Consider the following 25,258-nt stretch of genomic DNA (forward strand, 5'->3'; position numbering starts at 1 on the left):
GATACTTCTTATTAAGATAATATCACTTTCTTTTTAATTAGATTAAACTTTTTGTTAATTTGGCGCTATAATCGGCCCCTAAGCCATCAACCATATCGCCTTATGGATCGCAGACAATTCCTAACCTTATCACCTGACCGCCAGCAACCGCGGACTACCACCGCTATCGCCCGTACCGCCACCGGCATTACGCCGTATACCGGTGCCTGGGATACGTTACAACGCATTCACCTGCTGAAACGCACCCTGTTCGGGGTTACACCCGCAAACATCAATGCCTTCAACAGCCTGAATATGCAGCAGGCAGTAGATACCTTGCTCACCGCACAACCGGACCCCGCGCCTCCCGTCAACAATTACGGCATCGATGATACCGGCGTTACTCCCGGCGCCACATGGGTAAAAGCCCCGCTCGGTGATGAAATGCTGGAAAGAAAAAGAATCGCCTCCTATAAGGCATGGTGGACAGGTCAAATGATTAACCAACAGTCAAGCATACACGAAAAAATGGTGCTCTTCTGGCACAATCATTTCGTTACAGAAACAGGTATGGTAGGCGACAGCCGCTTTATCTACCAATATAATCTCACCCTGCGTAAACATGCCCTCGGGAACTTTAAAGACCTTACCAAAGCAATAACGCTGGATCCCGCCATGCTGGTGTATCTCAACGGATACCTCAACTCCAAAGGCGCCGCCGATGAAAACTATGCAAGAGAACTGCACGAACTTTTTACAGTAGGAAAAGGCCCCGATTCCCATTATACAGAAGATGATGTAAGAGCTACCGCACGCGTACTCACCGGCTTCCGGGTAGATAGAACCAACATCGTCAGCTTATTCGATACCACACAACACGATCTTACCAATAAAGAATTTTCTGGATTCTATCTCAATAAAGTAATCTCCGGTAAAACAGGCCAGGACGGCGCTAAAGAGCTGGACGAACTCCTGTCGATCATCTTCCTGCAACCAGAAGTGGCAAAATTTATCTGCCGTAAACTATACCGCTTCTTTGTATATTATGATATTGATGCAGCTACAGAACAGAATGTAATTACACCACTGGCAGATATTTTCCGCAGCAGCGGCTATGATATTAAAGTCACGCTCAACGCACTGTTTACCAGTGAACATTTCTTTGATCCGCTTAACATGGCCTGCCTGATTAAAAGTCCGGCCGACTTCTGCATCGGTATCTGCCGCGAATATGGCATTACCTTCCCTACGGATTATACCAATCAATATAAAGGCTGGGCAGTAGTCCACGACAGGGCCGCTTCCATGTTGCAAAACTTCGGCGATCCCCCGCTGGTGGCCGGATGGGACGCATATTACCAGGCGCCTTCGTTTCATGAGCTGTGGATCAATACAGATACACTGCCCAAACGTAACCGCTTTAGCGATAGCCTCGTCAGCAGCGGCGGTTTCAACGGCCTCCGTATTGATACCCTCGCTTTTGCCAGCCGCCTTCCTCATCCGGAAGACCCCGTAGCACTGGTCAACGACTCACTGGACATACTATATCGTGTAGGCGTTTCCGATACCGTTAAAGGATTCCTGAAAAATAAGATCCTCCTGAGCGACCAAAGCCCCGATAGCAACTATTACTGGACGCAAGCCTGGAACGCATGGAAAGCCTCGCCCACAGATGCCACCCTGAAAGATAATGTGGAAAGCCGCCTCCAGGCCCTGTATAAATACATTATGGACTTGTCTGAATATCAATTATCCTGATAGCAGAAAAACCTTTTTATGAAAAGAAGAGACTTCCTGAAATATACAGCGCCAGCTGCTATCCTGCCAACTTTAATCAATGGCTTTTCTATTAAAGCCTTCGGTTCATCACCGATGCTGGACGCATTAAGCACCGCTTCGGCAGACAATGATCATGTACTCGTCATGATACAAATGACCGGCGGTAATGATGGTCTTAACATGGTCATCCCACTGGATGTATACGGTAAATACCAGGCCGCACGCGCCAATATCGCTATCCAGGAAGGAAAAGTACTCCGCCTTGATAATTATATTAAATCTGGCCTGCACCCCGCCATGACAGGGATACAGAAATTGTATAACGACGGAAAAGTAAGTATCGTGCAAAGCGTAGGATACCCTTCTCCCAACTTCTCGCATTTCCGTGCCACCGACATCTGGCTCACCGGCTCTAATTCCAACGAGGTGCTTACTACCGGTTGGGCAGGCCGCTACCTGGATACGCAATACGTAGGTTTCCCGGATGGATATCCCAATGCAGAGAACCCCGATCCGCTGGCAGTACAGATAGGTTCTATCGTATCGCCCGCCTTCCAGGGACCCAATGCGAGTATGGGCATCGCCATCACCAGCGCCACCGATTTTTATAACCTGATCGATGGCGTAACGGATCCCGTTCCCAATACCAAATGGGGCAAAGAACTGGAGTATATCCGCCTCATCGCCAAACAAACCAACAGCTACGAAAAGGCAATTACCGCAGCCGCGAAAAAAGTGACCTCACAGGGCGCTTACCCGGCCAATAACAGCCTCGCCGAACAGTTGAAGATAGTAGCCCGCCTGGTGGCCGGCGGACTGAAAACAAAGCTCTACATGGTGAGTACCGGCGGTTTTGATACACACGCCAACCAAACAGAAGGCGGCGATACCAGCAAAGGCGGTCATGCTAACCTGCTGGGAGGCGTTTCCGATGCCATCAAAGCCTTTATGGACGACCTGAAAGGATTGCACGCCTCCCGCAGGGTGGTAGGCATGACCTTCTCCGAATTCGGCCGCCGCATCAAGTCAAACTATAGTATGGGGACGGATCACGGCGCTGCCGCTCCCATTATCATTTTTGGAGATTATGTGAACCAGGGCGTGCTCGGAAATTCTCCCGCACTGCCGGACGCTTCCTCCGTAATTGATAATATCCCCATGCAGTACGACTTCCGCTCTATCTACGCATCTATCCTGGAACAATGGTTTTGCGTGGACCAAACCGTGCTGAAAACTATTCTCCGGGAAGACTACCAGCGCCTGCCCCTCATCAGTGGCGTGGCCTGTGGCACCATTACCGGGCTACCCGACCTGAACACAGACGATAAGAAGCTGATTACCAACTCTCCAAATCCATTTTCAAACTATACCACCATTACCTATATCACCGGCAGCGGCAACACATTGGTGCAAATCTTTGATACCACCGGCCGCCTCGTTAGCGTACCGGTCAATAAAGTACATACTCCAGGCACCTATACCTTCACTTTTGATGCGCATAGTTTGCCCAATGGTATTTACTATGCCCGCTTTCAGAATGGCCCCGTGCAGCAGGTAAGACCTATGCTCAAAGTAAACTGATCTTATAATTTAATTAATATTCGTGCAACGCCGTTGCAAATAGATGGATTTTGCTACCTTTGCCTCCGTGTACAAGAGCTATCTGCATAAAATATTAGCGATTATTCTCCTGGGTGTATTTTCTATAAATACCATCCCCAGGGAATTTATACACGAATTTGCCGGTCACCACGATACGGCAGATGTCCTTCATCAACACGATGGGCTCACCATATCCGGACATCACCGGCACTGTGATTTCCTGCAGATAGGTATAGAACCGTACGAGTCATTTGCTACTTTATATATAGCGCCGGTTCAAAAAATAATCTGGGTATTTTCTCCGCTTACGTTGCCGGAAACCACGCACGTACCTTACTTTAATCTTACACCCAGAGCGCCGCCCGCCCGGCTGGTATAACTTCATTTTTATTGCAGCGTGCACCATCTGTACACGTTGGTTATTTTTTATTACTGATTCTATATTTTTCAGATATGCATTATTTGCGTGTATTTATACTCGGGCTTTGGAGTGTAATGTTATTGGCGTTACCTGCCGCCTATGCCGGCACTAACCCCGAAGAAGGGGAATATTCAAACTCATTAACCGGTAAAGTGGTGGATAAATTAACCCATACACCGTTACCCGGCGCCACTGTTTACCTGCCGGATCTTCGCGTAGGCGCTGCTGCAGATGCACAGGGAAATTATATCATCAAAAATCTTCCAAAAGGAAAATATGTGGTAGATGTACACTATATAGGTTACGCCGCATTCAGCGCTCCCGTGACCATTTCCGGCGCTACTACCCGGGATTTTGAACTCGGGGAAACATTGATAGAAAAAAATGAAATCGTGATCACCGGCGCCAACCTGGCAACATCCGCCAGGAAAACACCTACGCCCATCAGCGTGATCCGCCGCGACTATCTCGATGATAATATCTCTACCAATATCATAGATGCCATTGCGAAAGTGCCCGGTGTTACACAACTCTCTACCGGTCCGGCTATCTCCAAACCTTTTATCCGCGGACTAGGCTACAACCGCGTGGTAGTAGTGGGCGACGGTGTACGCCAGGAAGGCCAGCAATGGGGCGATGAACACGGAATTGAAATTGACGACTACAATGTAAGCAGGATAGAAGTGCTGAAAGGTCCCGCCTCCCTCATCTACGGATCAGACGCATTGGCCGGTGTGGTGAACATTGTTCCGCCTGCACCATTGCCTTTGGGGAAAATAAAAGGCAACGTGGAAGCCAACTATCAGACCAACAACGGACTGATGGCCTATCACGCCGATATTGCCGGTAACAATAACGGCTTTAGCTGGGGCGCTTTCGTAACACAAAAACAGGCGCACGACTACAAAAATAAATACGACGACTACGTATTCAATTCCCGCTTCAATAACACCAACTTCGGCGCTAACATCGGTATCAATAAACAATGGGGATACTCTCACCTGAGCTTTTCCTCCTTTAATCAGCACCTCGGACTGGTAGAAGGTGACCGCGACAGCAACGGCGATTTCCTGAAACTGATCAACAACAACGGCACAGAAGAAGAAGTACCCGCAACCAGCAGCGATGATAAATCGTACAGCATGACGGTACCCAAACAACAGATCAACCACCAGAAAATAGTATGGGACAACAGCCTGTATCTGCATAATGGTGGCCGTATTGGTCTTACACTGGGCTATCAGCTGAACCAACGCCGCGAATTCGGTAACGTGCTGGAACCTTCCACACCGGAACTATACCTGCACCTGCAAACCTTCAACTACGCACTGAAATATTACCTGCCTGAAATGAACGGCTGGCAAACAACCGTAGGTGTAAACGGGATGCAACAAACCAATCAGAACAAAGGAGAAGAGTTCCTGATCCCCGCATACGATCTGTTCGACTTTGGCGCGTTTGCGGTAACCAGCAAAACCTTCAACAAACTCACACTAAGCGGTGGGCTACGTTTTGATAACCGCTCCATGAACTCCAAATCACTGTTCCTGGATGCAGATGGCAAACCAGCCAATACCGGCGACTCAAAATTTGATGCCTTCAAACGCAACTTCAACAATGTATCCGGTAGTGTAGGACTCAGCTACGAAGCCAGCGAACAGGTAGTACTGAAACTCAATGCAGCAAGAGGTTTCCGGGCGCCAAATATCGCAGAGTTATCTGCTAACGGCGTACATGAAGGAACCATCAAATATGAATACGGTAACCAGGAGCTGAAACCGGAAGTAAGTACACAAGTGGATGCAGGCGTGGATTTCAATACCCGGCACGTTTCGTTGTCGGCCAGCCTGTTTTACAATCATATCAATAACTTCATTTTCTCCCGTAAGCTGTTCAATGCTGCCGGCACAGACTCTATCCCCGCTACGGATAACGATGAGGGATATGCCGCATTTAAATACCAGCAAACGGATGCCAACCTGTATGGCGGAGAGCTGATGGTGGATATTCACCCTCATCCGATCGACTGGCTCCATTTTGAGAATACATTCTCGTATGTAAGGGCTACTACCAGTAATGGTAACGACTCTACGAAATACCTGCCCAATATTCCGGCGGCACACTGGCTGTCTGAGTTAAAGGGAAGATTTAAAAAGGTAGGGAAAAGTCCGTTGCAGAATGCTTACATAGGCGTACAAATGGACCTGAACTTTGCACAGAATGATGTGTTTTCTGCTTATGAAACAGAAACGCCTACTCCCGGTTATACCTTGTTTAACGCTGGGTTAGGCAGTGATTTTGTGAATAAGAAAAATAAAACGCTGTTCTCTCTGCATTTCGCTGTCAATAACTTAACAGATGTGGCTTACCAGAATCACCTGAGCAGGTTGAAATACGCGCCCATCAATGAAGTAACCGGCAGATCAGGCGTATATAACGTTGGCCGGAATTTCAGCGTGAAGCTTGCAATTCCGATTGATTTCAAATAGTGTGAATGTTTCTTTTTAAAGGGCCCCTGCGTTAGCAGGGTCTTTTTTTATGGTGTCAGGCGCCGTTTCTTTTGAGGAATTTCCTGTTTTGGTATAGGTAGCCCTGTTGTTTTTTATTTTGAAGAAGATGTTCCGGGTGGCTGCGGGTACCGTACTAAGTTCAACCACAGTATCCGTTCCCGTTATAATCAGCTGAGGCACTGGCATAGCCGTAGCGGTAGAATCAATTGCCCGCATATAGTTGATCAGCCGTTTACCTTCCCTGGTAATATGAATGGTTTGCATGCCTGTTCCCGAATTGGCGATGGCCGCCGTAATACCGGCTGCTTCAAACACAGCGCTGTCGCTGTTTATGTTTCCGCTTATAAGGGTAAAGGGTATTGGTACTGCCTGGGTTCCGTTAACGGTAGCGGAAGCAACTTCCTGCGGGGTTTGGGTGGCCTGCTGTTTGCAGCTCAGTATTAAAACAGGGAGCAGTAATAAAGTTCTTTGCACGATGAATAGCTGTTTGAAAAGATAAAGCTATTAAATTTTATGGAACTGATCATGATCGCCGGTTAATATATATAGGTTACTTATATATTATTTATAGCAATAACGTTATAATATTTTCTAATTTATATAAATTTGCTGTACTGGTGGTAAACCCGGTACAGGCGGGCTTGATAAGTAAAATCATTTTTACAGTACAAATACAGGCTGGTTTTACCATTGATGTAAATATTTGATTGAAATATTGATAGATTTTGTAGTTTAGGGGATCGTTAGTTATGTAAGTGTAAGATTGAATGTCCTGCCAGGAGGAACAGTTCCCTCAGTTTTCAAAAATTGGTTTTTGTAATTAAGACTTTTCTGACCACCATTGGTTCAGATTTTGGTTGAAAAAGAAAGGGGCTGTTTTTACAGCCCCATATTTTTTCAGTTATTTTTTAATGTTGATGTGTAGGCTTTTCCAGCCCCTCTGTATCCTCATCGTAATACACAAAGAAATAAAGATAAATAGCCCTCGACAGCCGCATCAGCCACGGTTGTATAAGTACCAGCAGCACGCCATTCACGGCAAGCCAGATAAAAATGCTGTTATCTCTCCAGGTTAATCCAAAAAATAACCAGAACCAGATCAGGTTAAACACACTGAATGCTACTGATAAAGCATAGCTCACATAGCCTGTTCCAAACCAAAAGCCGGTTTCCAACTCATATTTTTGTCCGCATACAGGACAGTTATCATACATGTTGAAGATCTTTGAAAACCTGAGATGAAACGGATTCTGATCTTTGAACATATCTCCTTTCCTGCATCTTGGACATTTCATAGTCAGCATGCTGACAAAATAGTTAGGGCGCCTGGGCTTCTGTGTACTCATCTTACAAAATTAATCATTTACTTTTTAGTAACCGAAAGATGTGGCTTATACGGCTTCTGTTTTACGCTCGCCGATCTGTTGTCTCCACATCGCATAGTAAAGCCCCTTTTCAGCTACCAGGTCCGCATGTCTGCCCATTTCCACGATCTGGCCTTTTTCCAGTACGTAAATACGGTCGGCATGCATAATAGTGCTTAAACGGTGCGCAATCATCACCGTAATATGTTGTTTGCTGGCCGTTACTTCGCGTACGGTTTTGGTTATTTCTTCTTCTGTGATAGAGTCCAGTGCAGATGTAGCTTCATCAAACACCAGTAAGCGCGGCCTGCGGAGCAATGCCCTGGCAATAGATAAACGTTGTTTCTCCCCGCCGGAAATTTTGATACCGCCTTCGCCAATTACTGTTTCAAGACCCTTGTCGGCCCTGGCCAGTAATGAATAACACGACGCTTTATCCAGCGCTTCCATCACATCCGCATCGCTGGCGCCGGGATTTACAAACAGCAGGTTTTCACGGATGGTGCCCGAAAAAAGCTGGGTGTCCTGTGTAACAAAACCTACCTGGTGACGCAGGTCTTCCATATCTACATCGTTGGCGTCAATGCCATTGTAGTAGATATGCCCTTCATTGGGTTTGTATAATCCTACCAACAGCTTTACCAGCGTGGTTTTACCGGAACCCGACGGTCCTACAAAAGCAATGGTTTCCCCCACATTTACGGAGAAGTTCACTTTATCAAGTGCTTTGGTGGCTGCCGTGAGGTGCTTGAACCCTACCTGTTTAAACTGCAGTTCATCGATATGCGTTACCTTGATAGGGTTGGCGGGCATTTCCTCTACCGGTGTGTTCAGGATGCTCTGGAAATTTAACAGCGACACCTGCGCTTCGCGGTAATTCAGGATGATGTTGCCAAGCTCCTGTAAGGGTCCGAAAATGAAGAAGGAATACAGCTGTAAGGTCATCAGCTGTCCGATGCTCACTACATCGCGGTAAATGTAAAACAGCAGCAGGAACAGGATGGCAGAGCGCATCAGGTTCACAAAAGTACCCTGCACAAAACTGATACTGCGGATGCTCCGCACTTTTTTCAGTTCCAGCAGCAGGATCTTCATCGTAGTGGAGTTTAAACGCCTTATTTCCTGGTTGGAGAGGCCCAAACTCTTTACCAGCTCAATGTTCCGGAGAGATTCTGTAGTAGATCCGGCCAGTGCGGTGGTTTCTTTTACGATCGTCTTCTGTATCACCTTAATTTTCCTGCTCAGTAAACTCATCAGAATAGTCAGTAAAATACATCCGGTAAGATACACAAACGGAAGGCTCCAGTGTACCGTGGTGGCATATACCATCACAAACAATACACCTATCAGCGACACAAAAAGCACGTTCACAAAGGCAGTGATGAATTTTTCACAGTCAACCCGCACTTTCTGAAGAATAGCCAGCGTTTCACCGCTGCGCTGATCTTCAAATTGCTGGTAAGGCAGCCGGAGCGAGTGTTTAAGACCATCGGTATACACCTGCGCGCCAAATTTCTGAACAATTACGTTCACAAAATAGTCCTGGAACGCTTTGGCGATCCTGGATACCATCGCTACGCCTATTGCAGCGCCAACCAGCAGCAGTACCCCCGTGAGGTACTCGTTCTCCGGCCGGAATATAGTGCCACCCTTAAAAGTTTTTGGATGAGAAGCGAACCTGTCAATGATCCATCCGAAGATCATCGGGTCCATCAGTGAGAAAAGCTGGTTAATACTGGCCAGAGCCATTGCTAATACGACCAACCATTTATATCTCTTCAAATAATGCAGTAATAGTTTCATATGTCCGTTTTCCTGAGGTGCAAAGTTACTGCATGTTGCCACATATTCCGGGGAAAAGTACTGCCTATTTTAGTCAAAAAACGTTAACTTAATAGTAAGTTCTTTGTAAAGACACAGGTGAGTATCTATTATCTAAATAAATCTCCACATATGAAGACGTATGATGAAAAACATATTAAAAACATCGTACTGTTAGGTGCACCCAAAAGCGGCAAAACTACCCTCTCCGAAACCATGTTATTTGAAGCCGGCATCATCAGTAAACGAGGCTCAATTGAAGAGAAAAATACCGTGTCCGACTACCACGATATTGAGCATGAACGGGGAAATTCCGTATATGCCACCCTGATGCACACCGAATGGAAAGATTATAAGATCAATATTATAGACACACCCGGACTGGAAGATTTTATCGGGGAAGTAATTGCAGCCATCCGCGTATCCGACACTGCTGTTCTCCTGCTTAATGCCCAGTACGGAGTGGAAGTAGGAACAGAACTGGTATGGGATTATGTGGATAAATATCAAAAACCCACCATATTAGCCGTTAATCAGCTGGACGCCGAACTGGCCAATTTCAATAAAACAGTGGAAGACGCCAACCGGGTATTCGGTCAGCCTGTTACTATTATGCAGTACCCGGTAAACGCAGGCCCCGGATTCAATGCCATCATCGATCTCCTGAAAATGACCATGTACCGTTTTTCCGAAAACGGAGGTAAACCTGAAAAACTCCCCATCCCCGACAGCGAAAAGGAAAGAGCCGACCAGCTACACAACGAACTGGTGGAAAAAGCCGCAGAAAACGATGATACCCTCATGGAACTGTATTTTGAAAAAGGGAGCCTGGATGAAGATGAACTCCGGCAAGGCATCAAAATAGGCATGCTCAATCACCATGTGTTCCCCCTGTTCTGCTTATCCGCCAAAAATAATATGGGCAGTGGCCGCCTGATGGGATTTATCGATAATGTAGCTCCCGGCGCTGCGGAAATGCCTGCCGAAGTTACCACCGGAGGCAAACCTGTTCCCTGCAATCCTGCTGGTCCGGCAGGATTATTTGTTTTTAAAACGTTACAGGAGCCGCATATCGGCAGGCTCACTTATTTTAAGGTAATGTCGGGAGAAGTAAAAGGCGGTATGGAACTTATCAACGAACAGGGTAACACCACTGAGCGTATCAGCCAGCTGTTTATTGCAGACGGGAAAAACCGCAATAATATAGAACGCCTGCAGGCTGGGGATATCGGCTGCGCGCTTAAAATGAAAAGTACCCTCACCAATCAAACCCTGGCAGAAAAGAATTTCCCCGGACAAATAACCCCTATCGATTTCCCAGCCCCCAAAGTAAGAGTAGCCATTGAGGCAAAGAATAAAGGCGACGATGAAAAACTCAGCGAAGTGCTTGCCGAAATCCATATGGAAGATCCTACCCTCATGGTGGAGTTCAATCGCGAACTGAAACAGGTAATCCTCCACGGACAGGGAGAACTGCACCTGCTCGTTACCAGGTGGCGGCTCGAGAATATTTATAAAATGCAGGTGGCTTTTCATGCCGCCAAAATTCCCTACCGTGAAACCATCCAGAAGCCTGCCCAGGCTTCCTATCGCCACAAAAAGCAATCCGGTGGCGCCGGACAGTTTGGAGAGGTATATATGAAAATAGAGCCCTGGTATGAGGGTATGCCGCCCTATAAGGAACATACCGTGCGCGATTCGGAAGAAATAGCGCTGAACTGGGGCGGCAAACTGGTATTCAACAATTGTATAGTAGGTGGCGCTATCGACAACCGTTTCCTGCCATCTATCCTTAAAGGGGTAATGGAAAAAATGCAGGAAGGCCCGCTAACCGGATCATACGTACGCGATATACGTGTAAGCGTATACGATGGTAAAATGCACCCGGTAGACAGCAACGACATCTCCTTCAAAATAGCCGGTATGATGGCTTTCCGCGAGGCGTTCCACCAGGCCGCCCCGCAGTTGCTGGAGCCGGTATATGACCTGGAAGCAGTAGCCCCCGATGTTATGATGGGCGATATCATGAGCGAACTCCAGACCCACCGCAGCATTATAACGGGAATGGATACACTGAATGGCTACCAGGTGATCAAAGCACGCACCCCACAGGCCGAAATAGATAAACTGTTTGCTGCATTGCGTAATGTTACCCAGGGCAAAGCCAAGTTGAAATCACAGTTTGCCGAATATGCGCCCGTTCCTGCAGAGATGCAGCGGAAGCTGAGCGAAAGTTATAAGGAAGACCTGGGCGTTTAATTCCCCCAGTTTTCCCTGTCGAGGCTCCTGAACTGTATAGCTTCTGCCATGTGCGCAGGTTCTACACTATGACTCCCCTCCAGGTCGGCAATAGTTCTGCTTACCTTCAGTATCCGGTCGTATGCACGGGCAGAGAGCTTTAATTTTTGCATGGCCTGCCCCAGTTGTTCCCGGCATTTATCACTGATAACGCATACGGTAGCCAGCAGCCGGCTATGCATTTGTGCATTGCAATACACCCCGCCATGACCGGCAAACCTCTTTGCCTGGATGGCTCTCGCAGCAATCACACGGTTACGTATATACGTACTTTTCTCCGCGGCGCTGGTGGAAGACAGGTCCGCAAATTTTACCGGCGTTACCTCTACGTGCAGGTCTATACGATCCAGCAGCGGACCGGACACCTTATTCAGGTATTCCTGTACCTGCCCCGGCGCGCAGGAACATTCCTTCTCCGGATGGTTGAAATACCCGCAGGGGCAGGGATTCATAGATGCCAGCAACATAAAGCTGGCAGGAAAATCAATGGCTGTTCTGGCGCGGGAAATGGTCACTCTTCTTTCTTCCACCGGCTGCCGCATTACCTCCAGCACTTTGCGTTTAAACTCCGGCAGCTCATCCAGGAATAATACGCCGTGATGCGCCAGTGAAATTTCTCCCGGTTGTGGAATGCTGCCACCACCCACCAGCGCCGCATCACTGATGGTATGATGCGGGGAGCGGAACGGGCGGTGCGTGATCAATGAAGTATGCTCCGGCAGTTTCCCGGCTACTGAATGGATTTTAGTAGTTTCCAGCGCTTCCTGCAAGGTGAGCGGCGGAAGAATGGTGGGCAAACGTTTGGCCAGCATAGTTTTTCCTGCGCCCGGCGGACCAATCAATATCGCATTATGCCCGCCTGCAGCGGCTATTTCAAGGGCACGCTTAATATGCTGCTGTCCTTTTACTTCGCTGAAATCAATTCCCCAGTTGTCCTGCGTGGAATAGAATTCATCGCGGGCGGCCGTAACAGGTGTGAGGCTATCGGGATCATTTAAAAAGTTGATGGCTTCTGAAATATGAGAGATGCCATAGACTTTCAAACTATTTACCATCGCGGCTTCCAGGGCATTCTGTTTGGGAAGTATAAAGCCCCGGAAACCATCTTTCAGCGCCTGCATAGCCATTGGTAACGCGCCTTTGATAGGCTGGATGGTACCATCCAGCGACAACTCTCCCATCATGAGATAATGCTCAAGATGCACAGGAGAGGCTTGCCCGGAAGCGGCAATAATACCGGCGGCAATGGGCAGGTCGTATGCAGCTCCGGCCTTGCGGATAGCGGCGGGCGCCATGTTTACTACGGTGCGTGTTCGCGGCATGCGTAACCCCATACACTGGATGGTGGATTCGATACGCCGTTCGCTTTCCTTTACCGCATTGTCCGGTAGCCCTACTATAAATAATTTGTTGCCTTTGGAAGATACATTTACCTCTATGGTAATGGTGATGGCATTTACGCCGAGGATGGCGCTGCCGTAGGTTTTAACAATCATATTGATATCTGGGTTAACAGATACGAATATAAGCATTTAACTGCTGGAAACATCGTTACATGGCCCGCAGTTAAATGCTTCCCGCTTATTTTATCTGCGTAAGCAGATCCAGTACCTTCTCTCTTTTCAGGATCAGGTAACCTATTTTTTCTTTGGCAATTCCATCTTTGAGTAAGTAGGTGAAATGCAGGTCATCGTCAATAACAGTAGACTCAAAATATTTAAACTGGATACGTTTCTCGGTACTCAGTTCATCTGCTACTTCATAGAGGTGGGTGGAAAGGATAAACAGGCAGTTGGTACTTTGCAGGAATCCCCTGATCACGGCCAGGGAACAGTTCCTGGCATCTTCCACATTGGTGCCTTTAAACATTTCATCGATCAGCACCAGCCAGTTTTTACCATTGCTGATTTGCAGAATGGTATTTTTGATACGCTGTACTTCACTGTAGAAATAACTTTCTCCTTTAAAAATATTATCCTGTACCTGGATGTTACTGAAGATGCCGTGAAAGAAGCTCAGCTCCATATTTTCAGCAGGTACGCCCATACCTATATGCGACAGGAATACAGCCACGCCCACCGCCTTGATAAAGGTGGTTTTACCGGCCATATTGGCGCCCGTCAGGAACATGAAATGAGCTGCTTCATCCAGTTGAACATCATAAGCTACCGGCTCAGAAAGAATGATATGATAGAGTTGTTTGGCTTTAATAAGAGGTCTGTTGTTGCTGGAGAAAACCGGGAACTGCAGGTTGTAATGCTTTATGGCTTTAGCCATTGCATAGTATGCATCCAGTTGCTGATAAAGGGTTACCAGCTCCTGGATTACTTTTCGGTGTCGTTTCCTGATATAATTATCATAACGGAGGATCTCCACAAAATTCAATTTCCCTTCTTCATCTGCTTTTAAAATTTCGTAGAATTCTTTTTTGGTAAGTAGCTGTTGTGCCCTGTCCATCAGCACTTTCAGCACCATTGGGGTTTCGTCTGAATTGAAGGCATTGATAAACGTACGGAATCCTTTCAGTAATATCACCAGTTGTGTAAACGAAAATTTGATATAGCCATAATCAGGTGCATACAAAGTTTTATTGAGCGCCGCATGAAGATACAGGGCAAGTCCTTCTGTACTGGAAATAGGCTCAATCTGGGCATCCATGTAATTCTCCACCACTACAATAGTACCATTGGAAATAATAGAAGGCCAGTTGTTTTCCTGTTCCAGGATATATTGTAAGGCACGCTGTCTGTTTTTAATGGTATTGATATCAGATAAAGGATTGCTGTATAGCTGGCGCAGATATTCGCGGCCACCGGCAGTGGTGGTGAAGTCGAGGCGGTGAAACAGGGAAAATTCTTCGTCGCGGTTAAAAATAGACAGGTCGTAGTAGGATGTTTTGTCCAGTTGCATGCAGCATCTTTTTGGTGAATATACGGTGGAAGATGCAAGGATAGAAAAATTCCATAAGAATTGAAAGGCTGTGCCGGCATTTCCGTAAATGCAGCAGGAGCCGCTGCATTTACGGAAGCAAAACTATCGGCTGAAAGCCAGTCGCTGGCCCAATACGTTCTCATTAAAAACGCCGTCGGCATAAGCGAGGTGGCCGCTTACAAAGGTATGCGTAACTGCGGCGGGGAAGGTATGGCCTTCAAACGGGCTCCAGTCGCATTTATAATAAATATTTTCTTTACTTACATTCGTCTGGTGTTGCAGATCCACGATTACGCAGTCGGCATAATATCCTTCTCTCAAAAATCCTCTTTCCTTTATCTGGAAACAGATAGCGGGAGCATGGCTCATCTTCTCCACTACTTTTTCCAGGGTAATGTTTCCCTTCTTTACATATTCCAGCATCAGCAGCAGGCTGTGTTGCACCAGCGGAACGCCGGATGGGGCCTGCAGGTAGGGCAGTTGTTTTTCTTCCCAGGTGTGCGGGGCGTGATCGGTGGCAATGATATCCAGCCGGTCGTCCAGTAGTCCCTGCCAGAGTGCGGTTTTATTTTCCGGGGCTTTAATGGCCGGGTTGCATTTGATCAGGTTGCCGTATTGTGCGTAATCGTCTGCAGTGAAATGAAGATGGTGCACACACACTTCTGCCGTAATCCTTTTTTCCGCCAGCGGCAGCATATTGCTGAACAGCTGTAACTCCCTCGCCGTGGAGATGTGGAGGATATGCAGGCGGGCATTGTGTTTCTGTGCAAACTGTATAGCCACCAGCGAAGATTCAAAGCAGGCTTCTACATCGCGTATCAGCGGGTGATCCGCAGCGGTGAGACGATCCCCTTTTTCCCGTTGAAAGGCTTCCATATTGGCGCGGATGATCTTTTCATCTTCACAATGCGTGGCAATCAGCAGTTCACTATTGGAAAACACAGTTTCCAGGGTGAGATAGTTATCTACCAGCATATTCCCGGTAGAAGATCCCATGAATATTTTTACGCCGCAAACACTTTCCTTTTTGGCGTTCGTTTTCAGTATTTCTTCCACATTATCATTGGCGGCCCCCATAAAGAAGGAGTAATTAGCCAGCGAGTGATGTTGTGCGATGATGTATTTGTCTTCGAGGAGTTCCTGGGTGAGCGCGGCCGGTTTGGTATTGGGCATTTCCATAAAGCTGGTGGTACCGCCGGCTACCGCAGCGCGTGCTTCTGAATAGATGGTGGCTTTATGGGTTAATCCCGGTTCCCGGAAGTGTACCTGGTCATCTATAACGCCCGGCAACAGGTGTTTGCCTTCCCCGTTAATTTCCGTGTAATTACCGCTGATAGTGATATTGGGCGCTATTTTTTCAATGCGGTGGTCTTTGATCCATACATCCTGTACCGTGGTGTGTCCTTCGTTTACCACGGCTATATTCCTGATGAGGTAATTTTGCATGCCGCAAAGGTAAAAAAATCGGCGTAATCAAGGTGAATGGGTGAAGACAATCGTCCCACTTATCCTTCCAAATGAATCGAAAACACAATCATCCTCGACTGTAATTTCTCTACCACATTGGAGTACCGCAGGTTCGGGTCTTTCACATGCACATTGCCAAAACCGTTGCTGATTTTAAATTCCGGGGCAAAAATGAAGCTTTCGAAATAGAATTCAAACCCGGCGCCGGCTTCATAGCCGTAGTCGCTCTTTTTGATCTTTACAAGGTCTTCTGCTCTGCGAAGGCGGGCATTGGAGGCAAGGTCGTAGTCGTATTTAAGGCCGGCAATGGTATAAACGCGCATGTTGCCGATGCGGTCCGATTTAAATTTAATCTGCAGAGGGAAGCTCAGTAATATCGACTCAATCTTTTTTTCTGTATCCTGTGGTTTGGGATAAGTGTCACGGTAGTAGAGGTTCTTGGAGGCAAAAATGAGCTGGGGATTAAAGCGCAGATCAAAATGCTCACTGAGCCTGGCATTGGCCAGCAGTCCCAGGTTGAATCCCATGGTCTTCAGCGGTTCTGCTATCATAACAGAGTCATCGGCCAGGAAGGCAGGAGAGTGCTCCAGTTTGAAATACGACTGGTTTGCGGCCAGCGTAATACCAAAGTAATAGGGTTTTGCATCGTGTTCCAACATATTCATCTGGGTTTGGGCCCGTGCGGGAAGTATCCCGAATACGATGAATATCAGCGCGTAGCGCAGTAAATGGAACATATGCCGAATGTTAGCGTTTTGCATGTAACGGCCTGGAAACGGGTGTTGGTTAAAATAGTTCGCATTGCTTCACCCTGCGGAAACGCTTTCACAGATTCCGGCAGATAACTATAGGCCGCCTGGCTTTTGGCTATCCATTTCCCGATCAGAGGTGTGATATAACGAAAATACGAATTATATAATTGTTTAATAGGAAAAACTGTGGGATTCGAAAATTCCAGGATCACCAATTTACCCCCGGGCTTCAACACACGATACATCTCAGACAGCCCCTTTTCCAGGTTTTCAAAATTGCGCACACCGAATGCCACCGTTATGGCATCAAACGTTTGGTCGGGAAAACTTATTGTCTCACTATCGCCGGTTTGCAGGGTAATTTTGTCGCTTAACCCCGCTTTCAGGATCTTTTCCCGGCCATGACTCAACATCCCTTCAGAAATATCAATGCCCACAATTTTGTCGGGATGAAGACGCTTTTCCGCCATTATAGCAAAGTCGCCCGTGCCGGTAGCCACGTCCAACATGAGTTTGGGCTGAAGTGATTTCAAATACCCCAAGGCTTTTTTACGCCATATAATGTCGATCCCGAGCGACATAAAGTGATTAAGAAAGTCGTAGCGGTAAGCAATATCATCAAACATGGTCGCTATCTGCTCCTTCTTGCTTAATTTTGACCCTTCAAAGGGAACGATCTTCTGAACATTTGCATTTTCTGACATAGTGCGCAAAGTTAAAGAAATGTGGTCATGTGACAGTATGCAAAAACAGGGATGCGGGATTTTTAATGGAACAAAGCAATATCATTATGGTTATTAAGTCAGCAGAATATCTTATCAGTAGTCCCGATTGGGAAAAATGCCCCAATCCCATATGGCCGGAATATGCGTTCATCGGCCGGTCTAACGTAGGTAAGTCTTCTTTGATCAATATTCTGGCTAATAATGAAAAATTAGCCAAAACTTCCGGTACCCCCGGTAAAACACAGCTGATTAATCATTTTGCCATCAATAACGCCTGGTACCTGGTAGATCTGCCCGGCTACGGATTCGCTAAAAGAAGCCTGTCGCAGCGCCGCCAGTGGGAACAGATGATCGAAAACTACCTGCGCAAACGGCCTAACCTCGTCAGCGTATTTGTTTTAATCGACAGCCGCCACCAGCCACAGAAAATCGACATCGATTTTATTACCAAACTGGGAGAATGGAATGTTCCTTTCAGCCTGGTATTCACCAAAGCAGATAAAAGTACCCAGGCAGAGGTTAGCAAAAACGTAAAAGCTTTTCTCAACAAAATGAGAGAAACCTGGCAGTTTCTTCCTCCCAATTTCGTTACCTCTACAGTAAAGAAATCCGGCCGGGATGCGATCCTCACCTATATCGATGAACTGAACGCACAATTCCGGGCCATCGCCTGATCAGCTGAATCCTCTTTTATACGCACTATTATTACCTCAGTAATCTGAGGTAATTTTTTTGCCCGCTGTTACGTAACAGGTTAGGTACCTGCCAGGCGTCAACACCTGCTATCCATTTTTACCAGTCTCCTTCTTCTTTTATCATCAGTTAAATATTTTATTGTTGATGATCGTTTGATTAATCTTTTTCTGGAACGCGGCGAAATAGGCAGGGCCACTCCAATAGGATGCTAGATCCAAATAAATGCTGGTGCTGTCGGTTGGATTTTTTTGTACATAGATAAATGCACGGTAGGCGGCATCTGATGCACAGCCCTTACAGTAAGTGTGTATATTGGGATCTGCTTTTATAGTTGCCCGGGGAAAGCTGCTGAGATAAGGCTTCAGGCTGTCTTGCACATTACGTGGTAATTTCCTGGTGTTTTTTTCATTGTTTTTTTGAGTAATAACGTAGCTGCCATCTGCAGTAATTTGTAACGTTTTGAATTCGGCGCCGGTAACGCTAAATCCTCCGTCAAATACAAACAGCGAAGTAGTGTCTGGAGCTTCTACTTTATCTTTTTTACAGGAAAGGGTGCAGAAAGATGCCAGCAGCAATGCGGCTGCCAATGATTTTGGTAGTGTCATGCAAAAAGTGTGTTTTATTGAATATATAGCGTAGAAAACGGGGGAAAGTTACAGTGTTGGAAGGGGAATGTATAGCTTGATAAGGGGAGAAAAAGCCACCTGACGTGGCAACACGTCAGAAAAAAATCTGAGAGAGGTACAAAAAATCGAGGCGCCTTAGTTCACTATTTTATTAGCGCAGCTGCTGCTGGCAAAGGCTTCCGGTTTGGCTTTAAAGGCAAAGCCCATACCCAGGATATAGCCCATTGCTTCCCGCAAAGCCAGGTTGCTTTTGAACTGAGGGTTCGTATTGATGTCTGCATGTACTTCCATGTCTACATCATATTCTGTAAACAGGTCGCACAGTTCATACGCAATTTCAATACTCTTCGCTACTTCTACCAGCATACGCTCTTTGATAGAATAGCGGTCTTTGGTTTTTTCATTGTGAATAAACATAAATCCGCCGTGACCTTCCCGGAGGAAGACAATCACCGTAGCGAATTCCGTATCTACTCCTTTTACCTGGGAATCAGTACCAATGCACACTTTCAGGCGAAACCCCTTTGCGGTTTCACGAACGATGGCTTGTCGTACTTCTTCCTTTACCGGAAGGTGGATAACCTCTCCATTAAATCTTCTCCATTGCATACATGTATAATTAAGGGTGAACATGCGTAATTGGGTTATGCTATAATGCCTGCCTGCTGAAGTAATTCCATGCGCTAATTGGGTCAACAATATGGGATGTGTTCATTCGGGGATAACAGCAATATTTACGAATATACGAAAAAGCGGTTAGCAATAGCCAACAGCTGTACATTAAAAAAATAAGAAGATTCAGAAAATAAAACGGCTAGAACTGACCCGTACTAAGCATTACAAGGGTACAGGCTTCCACCGGCTGAATATTATGTTCCCTGGCAATATCTTCCAGTTCAGGATTTTCTGCACCCGGATTAAAGATGATGCGACGAGGTTGCAACTGCAGAATATAATCATAATATTCTTTCTGCGCCGCCGGATTCAGGTAAATGGTAACCGTATCTACTTTTTCAAGCGGCGGATGTTCTGTAATCACCGGCGTATCACCAATGGCGGAAGCGCGTTTGCCGATCGCCACTACCGGGTGCCCTTTGGCTTTGAGCCGGTTCACGGCCAGGTTGCTGTATCTTTCCGGGTTAGGCGATGCGCCCAGTACCACGGTGAGCTTTTTATCATTGTTGGTTTCCATACAGCTAATTTACGGAATTCAAAACAAGTGATAAACACTCCGGGGCAAATGCGCGAGGATAGCCTTGCCAGCCGCAATAACAATACGTTTATTTTGCATAAAAGTGAACTTAAACCGGGGTAGGAGTATTCGTTTTGCGGAGGGTAATAATACATCTCCGTATAGTTAACACCGTTACAGACAATATCAGCGCCGGCAGCACGAAGTAAAAACTGGTGTAAACCAGCCCTCGGTAAATATTGAAAAAACCGGTAGATCTGAATCCCAGCCATTTGTCTGCCTGTACAAGAAGAAATAAGGTGCCTAAAATACAGAACAGCGCGTACTGGAATATCCGTAGCATCCTGTCATCAGGAGCTGTTTTCCTTAATATAAAATTGATAACACCTGCAGCGAATTGCCAGGCCAGGAGAATAAAAATAAGATACGGCGGCAAAGAAAACCGGGGAAAAACAACAAGATGCGTAACAGCAACCGCACAAATAACAGTCAGAAGCCCCTGAACTATACCATCTGCTATGTAATATGACTTCATTTTTTTATTATTTGGAACTTTCAGAAATAAATGAAAGTATAGCCCAAAAAAAATTACTTAATGAGTTTTATCAGGCTGCTGTAAAACCAATTTTCTTCCGATTTAATAAATGCACTGATCGTCTTATCCGTTTGTTGGGCAAACTTGGTGATATTGGAGATAGAATCCTTAAAAGCTTTCATTTCCTTGTCCTTCGGATCACCTTCCGCCTGTTGCAGCTGTAACAGCACCTTCATGATAGGATCCAGTTCGCGCTTCTTTCTTTCGCGGGCGATATACGTAGCCACCTTCCAGATATCTTTCTCTGCTACAAAAAATTCTTTTCTTTCTCCCGGGATGAGGATACGTTCCACCAGTCCCCAGTTAATGAGTTCCCGCACATTCATATTGGTATTTCCACGGGAAATGTTCAGTTCCTCCATGATATCATCGGCACTCAACGGATCGGGCATTACCAGCAGTAAAGCGTGAATCTGGGCCATCGTACGGTTAATACCCCACTGGGCACCTAATGAGCCCCACGTTTGGATAAACTGCGCTTTTGCTTCCACTAAATTCATGTAGGTTATTATTTTATAGCGTTTGACAATTTACAAGGTCAAATGTATATCAAGTTTTTGAACTTTCAAAAGCTAATGAAACATTTTACCGGTGAATGACGGGGCATACAGCTGTGTTATGGGCACAAAAAAGGCGAAGTATACACTTCGCCTTTTCGTATAGCTATTACAATTAGTTTATACCAGCATAGTTACCGGGTTTTCCAGGAACCCTTTCAGGGTAGCCAGGAAACGTGCGCCTACCGCTCCATCCACGCTTCTGTGGTCGCAGCTCAGGGTTAGTTTCATGATGTTGGCTATTTTCACCTGGCCTTTCTCTACCACTGCAGTTTCTGTGATATTACCTACCGCCAGGATCGCTGAATCCGGTGGGTTAATGATCGCAGTGAATTCATCGATACCCAGCATACCCAGGTTGGAAACACTGAAGGTATTGCCGCTGAATTCCTGTGGTTGCAGTTTTTTGTTTTTGGCTTTGTCGTACAGGCCTTTTGCATCACTGGCAATCTGGCTCAGTGTTTTCTGATCTGCAAAGCGGATCACCGGTACAATCAAACCATCTTCAATAGCTACTGCGGAACCAATGTGTATATGCTGGTTTTGACGGATAAAGTCGCCCATCCAGCTGCTGTTAACCGCCGGATGCTGACGGAGTGCCATAGCAGAAGCTTTGATCACCATATCATTGAAGGAAATCTTAACAGGGGAAATTTCGTTGATGGATTTACGTGCTTCCATCGCCTTATCCATATTCACATCTATTTTCAGGTAGAAGTGAGGAGCGCTGAATTTGCTTTCGCTGAGGCGTCTGGCAATTACCTGGCGCATTTTGGTCAGCGGAATATCAGTGAAGCCTTCCTGGCCGGCTGGTACAAAGGCCGGAGCAGCAGGGGCCGCGCCACTTTGTGCTGCCGGAGCTGCTTTGGCTGCAGGAACATAGCTATCTACGTCTTTCTTGATAATACGGCCACCGTCACCTGAGCCAGGAACCTGGTTGATGTCGATGCCTTTTTCTTCTGCCAGCTTCTTGGCCAGCGGGGAAGCTTTCACACGGCCATCGCCGCTGGTGGTGGCTGCAGGAGCCGCCGCGGGAGCAGCAGTAGTGCCATTCTGTGAAGGGGCCGCAGCAGGGGCGGATGGAGCGGATGCAGCCGGAGCAGCACCTTCGCCTGCCAGGATCGCATCTACATTAGTACCCGGTTTTCCTACAATGGCAATAATACCATTTACTTTGGCCGCTTCGCCTTCTTTCACACCTATATATAATAAGGTACCGTCGGCATAACCCATCACTTCCATAGTGGCTTTATCTGTTTCCACTTCGGCCAGTACATCGTCATTCTTCACAACGTCGCCTACTTTCTTATTCCAGGCAACTATTTTACCTTCTGTCATGGTATCGCTCAGGAGCGGCATACGGATAACAGTAGCATTTTTCAGCGCTTCTTTTAATGCAGCGTCATCAGCCGGTGCGGCAGTAGCCGGAGCAGCCTGTGGTGCAGGTGTGGCAGCAGCAGGTGCAGCAGTAGCGGCGGGAGCCGGAGCAGCTGCCTCTTTTTTGCCCTCACCTTCCAGCAGAGAACTGTAATCTTCTCCCGGTTTACCTACAATGGCAATAATTCCGTTTACTTTAGCCGCCTTTCCTTTTTCAACACCTATATACAGGAGGGTTCCTTCTACGTAACCCATCACTTCCATAGTGGCTTTATCCGTTTCCACTTCAGCTATTACATCGTCTGCCTTTACTGTATCGCCCACCTTTTTATGCCATTCCGCAATCACCCCTTCCGTCATCGTATCACTCAAAAGGGGCATTCTGATAACTTCTGCCATAGTGCTTTATTCAAAATTTTGTTCAAACCTACATGTTTTTGCGCAAAAACGCAAAGAAGGAATTGTAAACTGTTTAAAAATGTCTGTCTATCGTTAATATTTAATCAGCATTTAATCAGCGCAATCATGCTAGAAGTCTAACTCCATGTTCAGCCGGTCTTTCAGCTCTTTCACCAGCGGGTATTTTTCCGCCATCTGCTGGAATTGCTCCCGGCTGGAAAGTGGTGCCGGACCTATGTCCTGCGTCTGCTGACTCTCATCCAGCTGCAGGGTAAGCACAATCGTCGGGTTGTTAAATTTCTTCTTCAGAAACTCCGCAATTACCAGCTTTTCTTCTTCCATAAACCGGAATTGAACAATGTTCCGGCTTACAATTCCTACCTCCGTAGTGCCCAGCAGTTTCAGTTGCGCCAGCTGTAAATTGCTTACCACGGTCATTTTGTTGGCCTGCCGGTACAGATTAATAAATTCTTCCCAGTACACATGGATCGCTCCCATCGTAATCGGGATGGACTGTACCTGGGTAGTACCCTGCTGTTTGGCAGCCATCGCTTCTTTCATGGCGGCAAGCCCTGTCAGCTTACTGGCCGGAGCAGCGGCCGTTGCAGTTGCGCTACCGGCCGGGGGCGTTGCTACAGGTGCAGTAGTGGCAGCCTGCTGACTGGCCACAGGAGTTGTCGTTACAGGCGCCGTTGCCGGCCCGCTGGTAACGGCGGTGTGTCCGTTGGAAGGTATAGATGGGGGAGGCGCAGGAGCCGGTGCAGGAGGGGTAACCGGTGCGGCCACTGGAGCCGTTTGCGGTGGCACAGACTGAACCGGTATGTCTACCGTTAAACGGGGGCCCGGTACCGTACCGATACTCTCCGTTGTAGCCGGGTTCCCGGTAATGGTTTTAGCTGTTACCGGCTGGGCCACAGGCGCCCGCAGCTTCTGCGGGGGAGATCCATCAGCTACCAGCTTTTTTTTTGACACTTCCCCGTTGCTGTCGTCGCTTACCAGGGTTACTGCCTGTTGCAGAAAACACAGCTTGATCAGCGCCATCTCCACATGCAAACGCTTGTTACGCGCCATGCGGTAATTGATCTCAGTTTCATTCAGCAGGTGAAGGGCGGTGATCAGGTAAGCAGGACTCACCTGGCCCGACAGCTGTTTATATCGTTCCTTCAGGTTGCCGGAAACCTCCACCAGGTGAAGGGCCTTGTCTTCTTTACATAACAACAGGTTACGTAAAAATTCCGCCCATCCGTTCAGGAAGTTGTCTCCTTCAAAACCTTTCTGTAAAATTTCGTCAAATATGAGCAGGGCATTGGCCACGTCCTGTTGAAGCACAGAGGCCATTACCCGGAAAAAATAATCGTAGTCAAGAATGTTCAGGTGTTCCAGCGTATTCTGGTAAGTAAGATGCCCGCTTGTAAAGCTTACGATCTTATCCAGCGTACTCAGGGAATCCCGCATACACCCATCTGTTTTCTGCGCTACCAGGTGCAGGGCATCCGTATCGGCCTGGATATGCTCTTTGGTGCATATCTCCTGCAAATGGTCTACGGTATCCTGTATGGTAATACGTTTGAAGTCGAAGATCTGGCAGCGGCTCAGTATCGTAGGCAATATTTTATGCTTCTCCGTGGTGGCCAGGATGAAAATCGCATAGGATGGCGGCTCCTCCAGGGTTTTCAGAAACGCATTGAAAGCTGAAGAACTGAGCATGTGTACCTCATCTATAATATAGATCTTGTATTTCCCCGCCTGTGGCGCAAAACGCACCTGTTCCACCAGCGTACGGATATCATCTACCGAATTGTTGGATGCGGCATCCAGCTCATGAATGTTGAACGAACTGCCTTCATTAAACGACTTACAGGAATGACACTCATTACAGGCTTCCCCATCCGGCTGCAGATTTTCGCAGTTAATGGTTTTAGCCAGGATACGCGCACACGTGGTTTTTCCAACTCCGCGAGGCCCGCAAAACAGGAAGGCATGCGCCAGCTGGTTATTGCGGATGGCATTTTTTAGAGTGGTGGTAATATGTGCCTGTCCTACTACAGTTGAAAAGTTCTGTGGACGGTATTTACGGGCTGAAACGATAAAATTCTCCATATGACTGCTACGCTTTCGCGAGCGCCGAAAATACGCACAAATTCAGTAAGAGAAAAATGCACAACAG

21 protein-coding genes are annotated in these 25,258 nt (G+C 47.0%); 6 read left to right on the plus strand and 15 right to left on the minus strand.

Features of this window, described 5'->3' with window-relative positions; translation table 11 throughout:
• Window positions 1–102 precede the first annotated feature (102 nt).
• From ACMXI2_RS00770 to ACMXI2_RS00785, 4 genes are all read left to right on the plus strand, one after another.
• Window positions 103–1,737 carry a DUF1800 domain-containing protein gene (locus tag ACMXI2_RS00770; RefSeq protein WP_483779839.1) on the plus strand — a complete coding sequence of 545 codons (1,635 nt, stop codon included), beginning with the start codon at window positions 103–105 and terminating at the stop codon, window positions 1,735–1,737.
• 18 nt (window positions 1,738–1,755) lie between these two features.
• A complete protein-coding gene (locus tag ACMXI2_RS00775; protein WP_483779840.1) occupies window positions 1,756–3,339 on the plus strand; it encodes a DUF1501 domain-containing protein in 1,584 nt (527 codons plus the stop codon).
• Window positions 3,340–3,382: 43 nt separating this feature from the next.
• Window positions 3,383–3,739 (plus strand): hypothetical protein, encoded by a 357-nt coding sequence (locus tag ACMXI2_RS00780; RefSeq protein ID WP_483779841.1) that lies wholly within the window; start codon window positions 3,383–3,385, stop codon window positions 3,737–3,739.
• Between the two features lie 74 nt (window positions 3,740–3,813).
• Complete coding sequence (locus tag ACMXI2_RS00785) at window positions 3,814–6,270, plus strand: TonB-dependent receptor (protein ID WP_483779842.1); 2,457 nt, start codon at window positions 3,814–3,816, stop codon at window positions 6,268–6,270.
• 15 nt (window positions 6,271–6,285) lie between these two features.
• On the opposite strand, the gene ACMXI2_RS00790 is transcribed toward ACMXI2_RS00785, so the two are convergent.
• From ACMXI2_RS00790 to ACMXI2_RS00800, 3 genes are all read right to left on the minus strand, one after another.
• A complete protein-coding gene (locus ACMXI2_RS00790; RefSeq protein ID WP_483779843.1) occupies window positions 6,286–6,765 on the minus strand; it encodes a hypothetical protein in 480 nt (159 codons plus the stop codon).
• A 434-nt stretch (window positions 6,766–7,199) separates the two neighbouring features.
• Window positions 7,200–7,637, minus strand: a complete 438-nt coding sequence (locus ACMXI2_RS00795; protein ID WP_483779844.1) for a DUF983 domain-containing protein — start codon at window positions 7,635–7,637, stop codon at window positions 7,200–7,202.
• Between the two features lie 45 nt (window positions 7,638–7,682).
• Window positions 7,683–9,458 (minus strand): ABC transporter ATP-binding protein, encoded by a 1,776-nt coding sequence (locus ACMXI2_RS00800; protein WP_483779845.1) that lies wholly within the window; start codon window positions 9,456–9,458, stop codon window positions 7,683–7,685.
• A 150-nt stretch (window positions 9,459–9,608) separates the two neighbouring features.
• Between ACMXI2_RS00800 and ACMXI2_RS00805 the strand changes: the two genes are divergently transcribed.
• On the plus strand, window positions 9,609–11,735 hold the full coding sequence (locus ACMXI2_RS00805) for an elongation factor G (RefSeq protein ID WP_483779846.1): 2,127 nt from the start codon (window positions 9,609–9,611) through the stop codon (window positions 11,733–11,735).
• Here ACMXI2_RS00805 and ACMXI2_RS00810 read toward each other — a convergent pair.
• The 5 genes from ACMXI2_RS00810 to ubiE form a co-directional block, all read right to left on the minus strand.
• Window positions 11,732–13,270, minus strand: a complete 1,539-nt coding sequence (locus tag ACMXI2_RS00810) for a YifB family Mg chelatase-like AAA ATPase (protein WP_483779847.1) — start codon at window positions 13,268–13,270, stop codon at window positions 11,732–11,734. The two genes, ACMXI2_RS00805 and ACMXI2_RS00810, sit on opposite strands and share 4 nt — an antisense overlap.
• An 85-nt stretch (window positions 13,271–13,355) precedes the next feature.
• Window positions 13,356–14,684, minus strand: a complete 1,329-nt coding sequence (locus ACMXI2_RS00815) for a MutS-related protein (RefSeq protein WP_483779848.1) — start codon at window positions 14,682–14,684, stop codon at window positions 13,356–13,358.
• A gap of 123 nt (window positions 14,685–14,807) precedes the next feature.
• Window positions 14,808–16,151: a dihydroorotase gene (locus ACMXI2_RS00820; protein ID WP_483779849.1), complete on the minus strand. Its 1,344-nt coding sequence runs from the start codon at window positions 16,149–16,151 to the stop codon at window positions 14,808–14,810.
• 59 nt (window positions 16,152–16,210) lie between these two features.
• Complete coding sequence (porT, locus tag ACMXI2_RS00825; protein WP_483779850.1) at window positions 16,211–16,909, minus strand: type IX secretion/gliding motility protein PorT/SprT; 699 nt, start codon at window positions 16,907–16,909, stop codon at window positions 16,211–16,213.
• Window positions 16,882–17,628 (minus strand): bifunctional demethylmenaquinone methyltransferase/2-methoxy-6-polyprenyl-1,4-benzoquinol methylase UbiE, encoded by a 747-nt coding sequence (gene ubiE, locus ACMXI2_RS00830; protein ID WP_483779851.1) that lies wholly within the window; start codon window positions 17,626–17,628, stop codon window positions 16,882–16,884. The genes porT and ubiE overlap by 28 nt, the downstream gene beginning before the upstream one ends.
• 86 nt (window positions 17,629–17,714) lie before the next feature.
• Between ubiE and yihA the strand changes: the two genes are divergently transcribed.
• The gene (gene yihA, locus ACMXI2_RS00835; RefSeq protein WP_079470057.1) at window positions 17,715–18,323 is read left to right on the plus strand and encodes a ribosome biogenesis GTP-binding protein YihA/YsxC; all 609 of its coding nucleotides are present in this window, start codon (window positions 17,715–17,717) and stop codon (window positions 18,321–18,323) included.
• Between the two features lie 144 nt (window positions 18,324–18,467).
• Here the strand turns inward: yihA and ACMXI2_RS00840 are convergent, their stop codons facing one another.
• The 7 genes from ACMXI2_RS00840 to ACMXI2_RS00870 form a co-directional block, all read right to left on the minus strand.
• Complete coding sequence (locus ACMXI2_RS00840; RefSeq protein WP_483779852.1) at window positions 18,468–18,950, minus strand: hypothetical protein; 483 nt, start codon at window positions 18,948–18,950, stop codon at window positions 18,468–18,470.
• A 156-nt stretch (window positions 18,951–19,106) separates the two neighbouring features.
• Window positions 19,107–19,580: a ribonuclease H-like YkuK family protein gene (locus tag ACMXI2_RS00845; protein ID WP_079470056.1), complete on the minus strand. Its 474-nt coding sequence runs from the start codon at window positions 19,578–19,580 to the stop codon at window positions 19,107–19,109.
• A gap of 205 nt (window positions 19,581–19,785) precedes the next feature.
• Window positions 19,786–20,163 carry a CoA-binding protein gene (locus tag ACMXI2_RS00850; protein ID WP_483779853.1) on the minus strand — a complete coding sequence of 126 codons (378 nt, stop codon included), beginning with the start codon at window positions 20,161–20,163 and terminating at the stop codon, window positions 19,786–19,788.
• 109 nt (window positions 20,164–20,272) lie between these two features.
• Window positions 20,273–20,698, minus strand: coding sequence for a hypothetical protein (locus tag ACMXI2_RS00855; RefSeq protein WP_483779854.1), 426 nt, complete (start codon window positions 20,696–20,698; stop codon window positions 20,273–20,275).
• A gap of 53 nt (window positions 20,699–20,751) precedes the next feature.
• Window positions 20,752–21,258: a GbsR/MarR family transcriptional regulator gene (locus ACMXI2_RS00860; protein WP_079469472.1), complete on the minus strand. Its 507-nt coding sequence runs from the start codon at window positions 21,256–21,258 to the stop codon at window positions 20,752–20,754.
• Window positions 21,259–21,435: 177 nt separating this feature from the next.
• A complete protein-coding gene (locus tag ACMXI2_RS00865) occupies window positions 21,436–23,091 on the minus strand; it encodes a pyruvate dehydrogenase complex dihydrolipoamide acetyltransferase (protein WP_483779855.1) in 1,656 nt (551 codons plus the stop codon).
• Window positions 23,092–23,220: 129 nt separating this feature from the next.
• Window positions 23,221–25,191, minus strand: a complete 1,971-nt coding sequence (locus tag ACMXI2_RS00870) for a DNA polymerase III subunit gamma/tau (protein ID WP_483779856.1) — start codon at window positions 25,189–25,191, stop codon at window positions 23,221–23,223.
• Window positions 25,192–25,258: the final 67 nt, after the last annotated feature.

The sequence above is a fragment of the Chitinophaga sp. G7 BAM 1005 genome, from assembly GCF_057126945.1.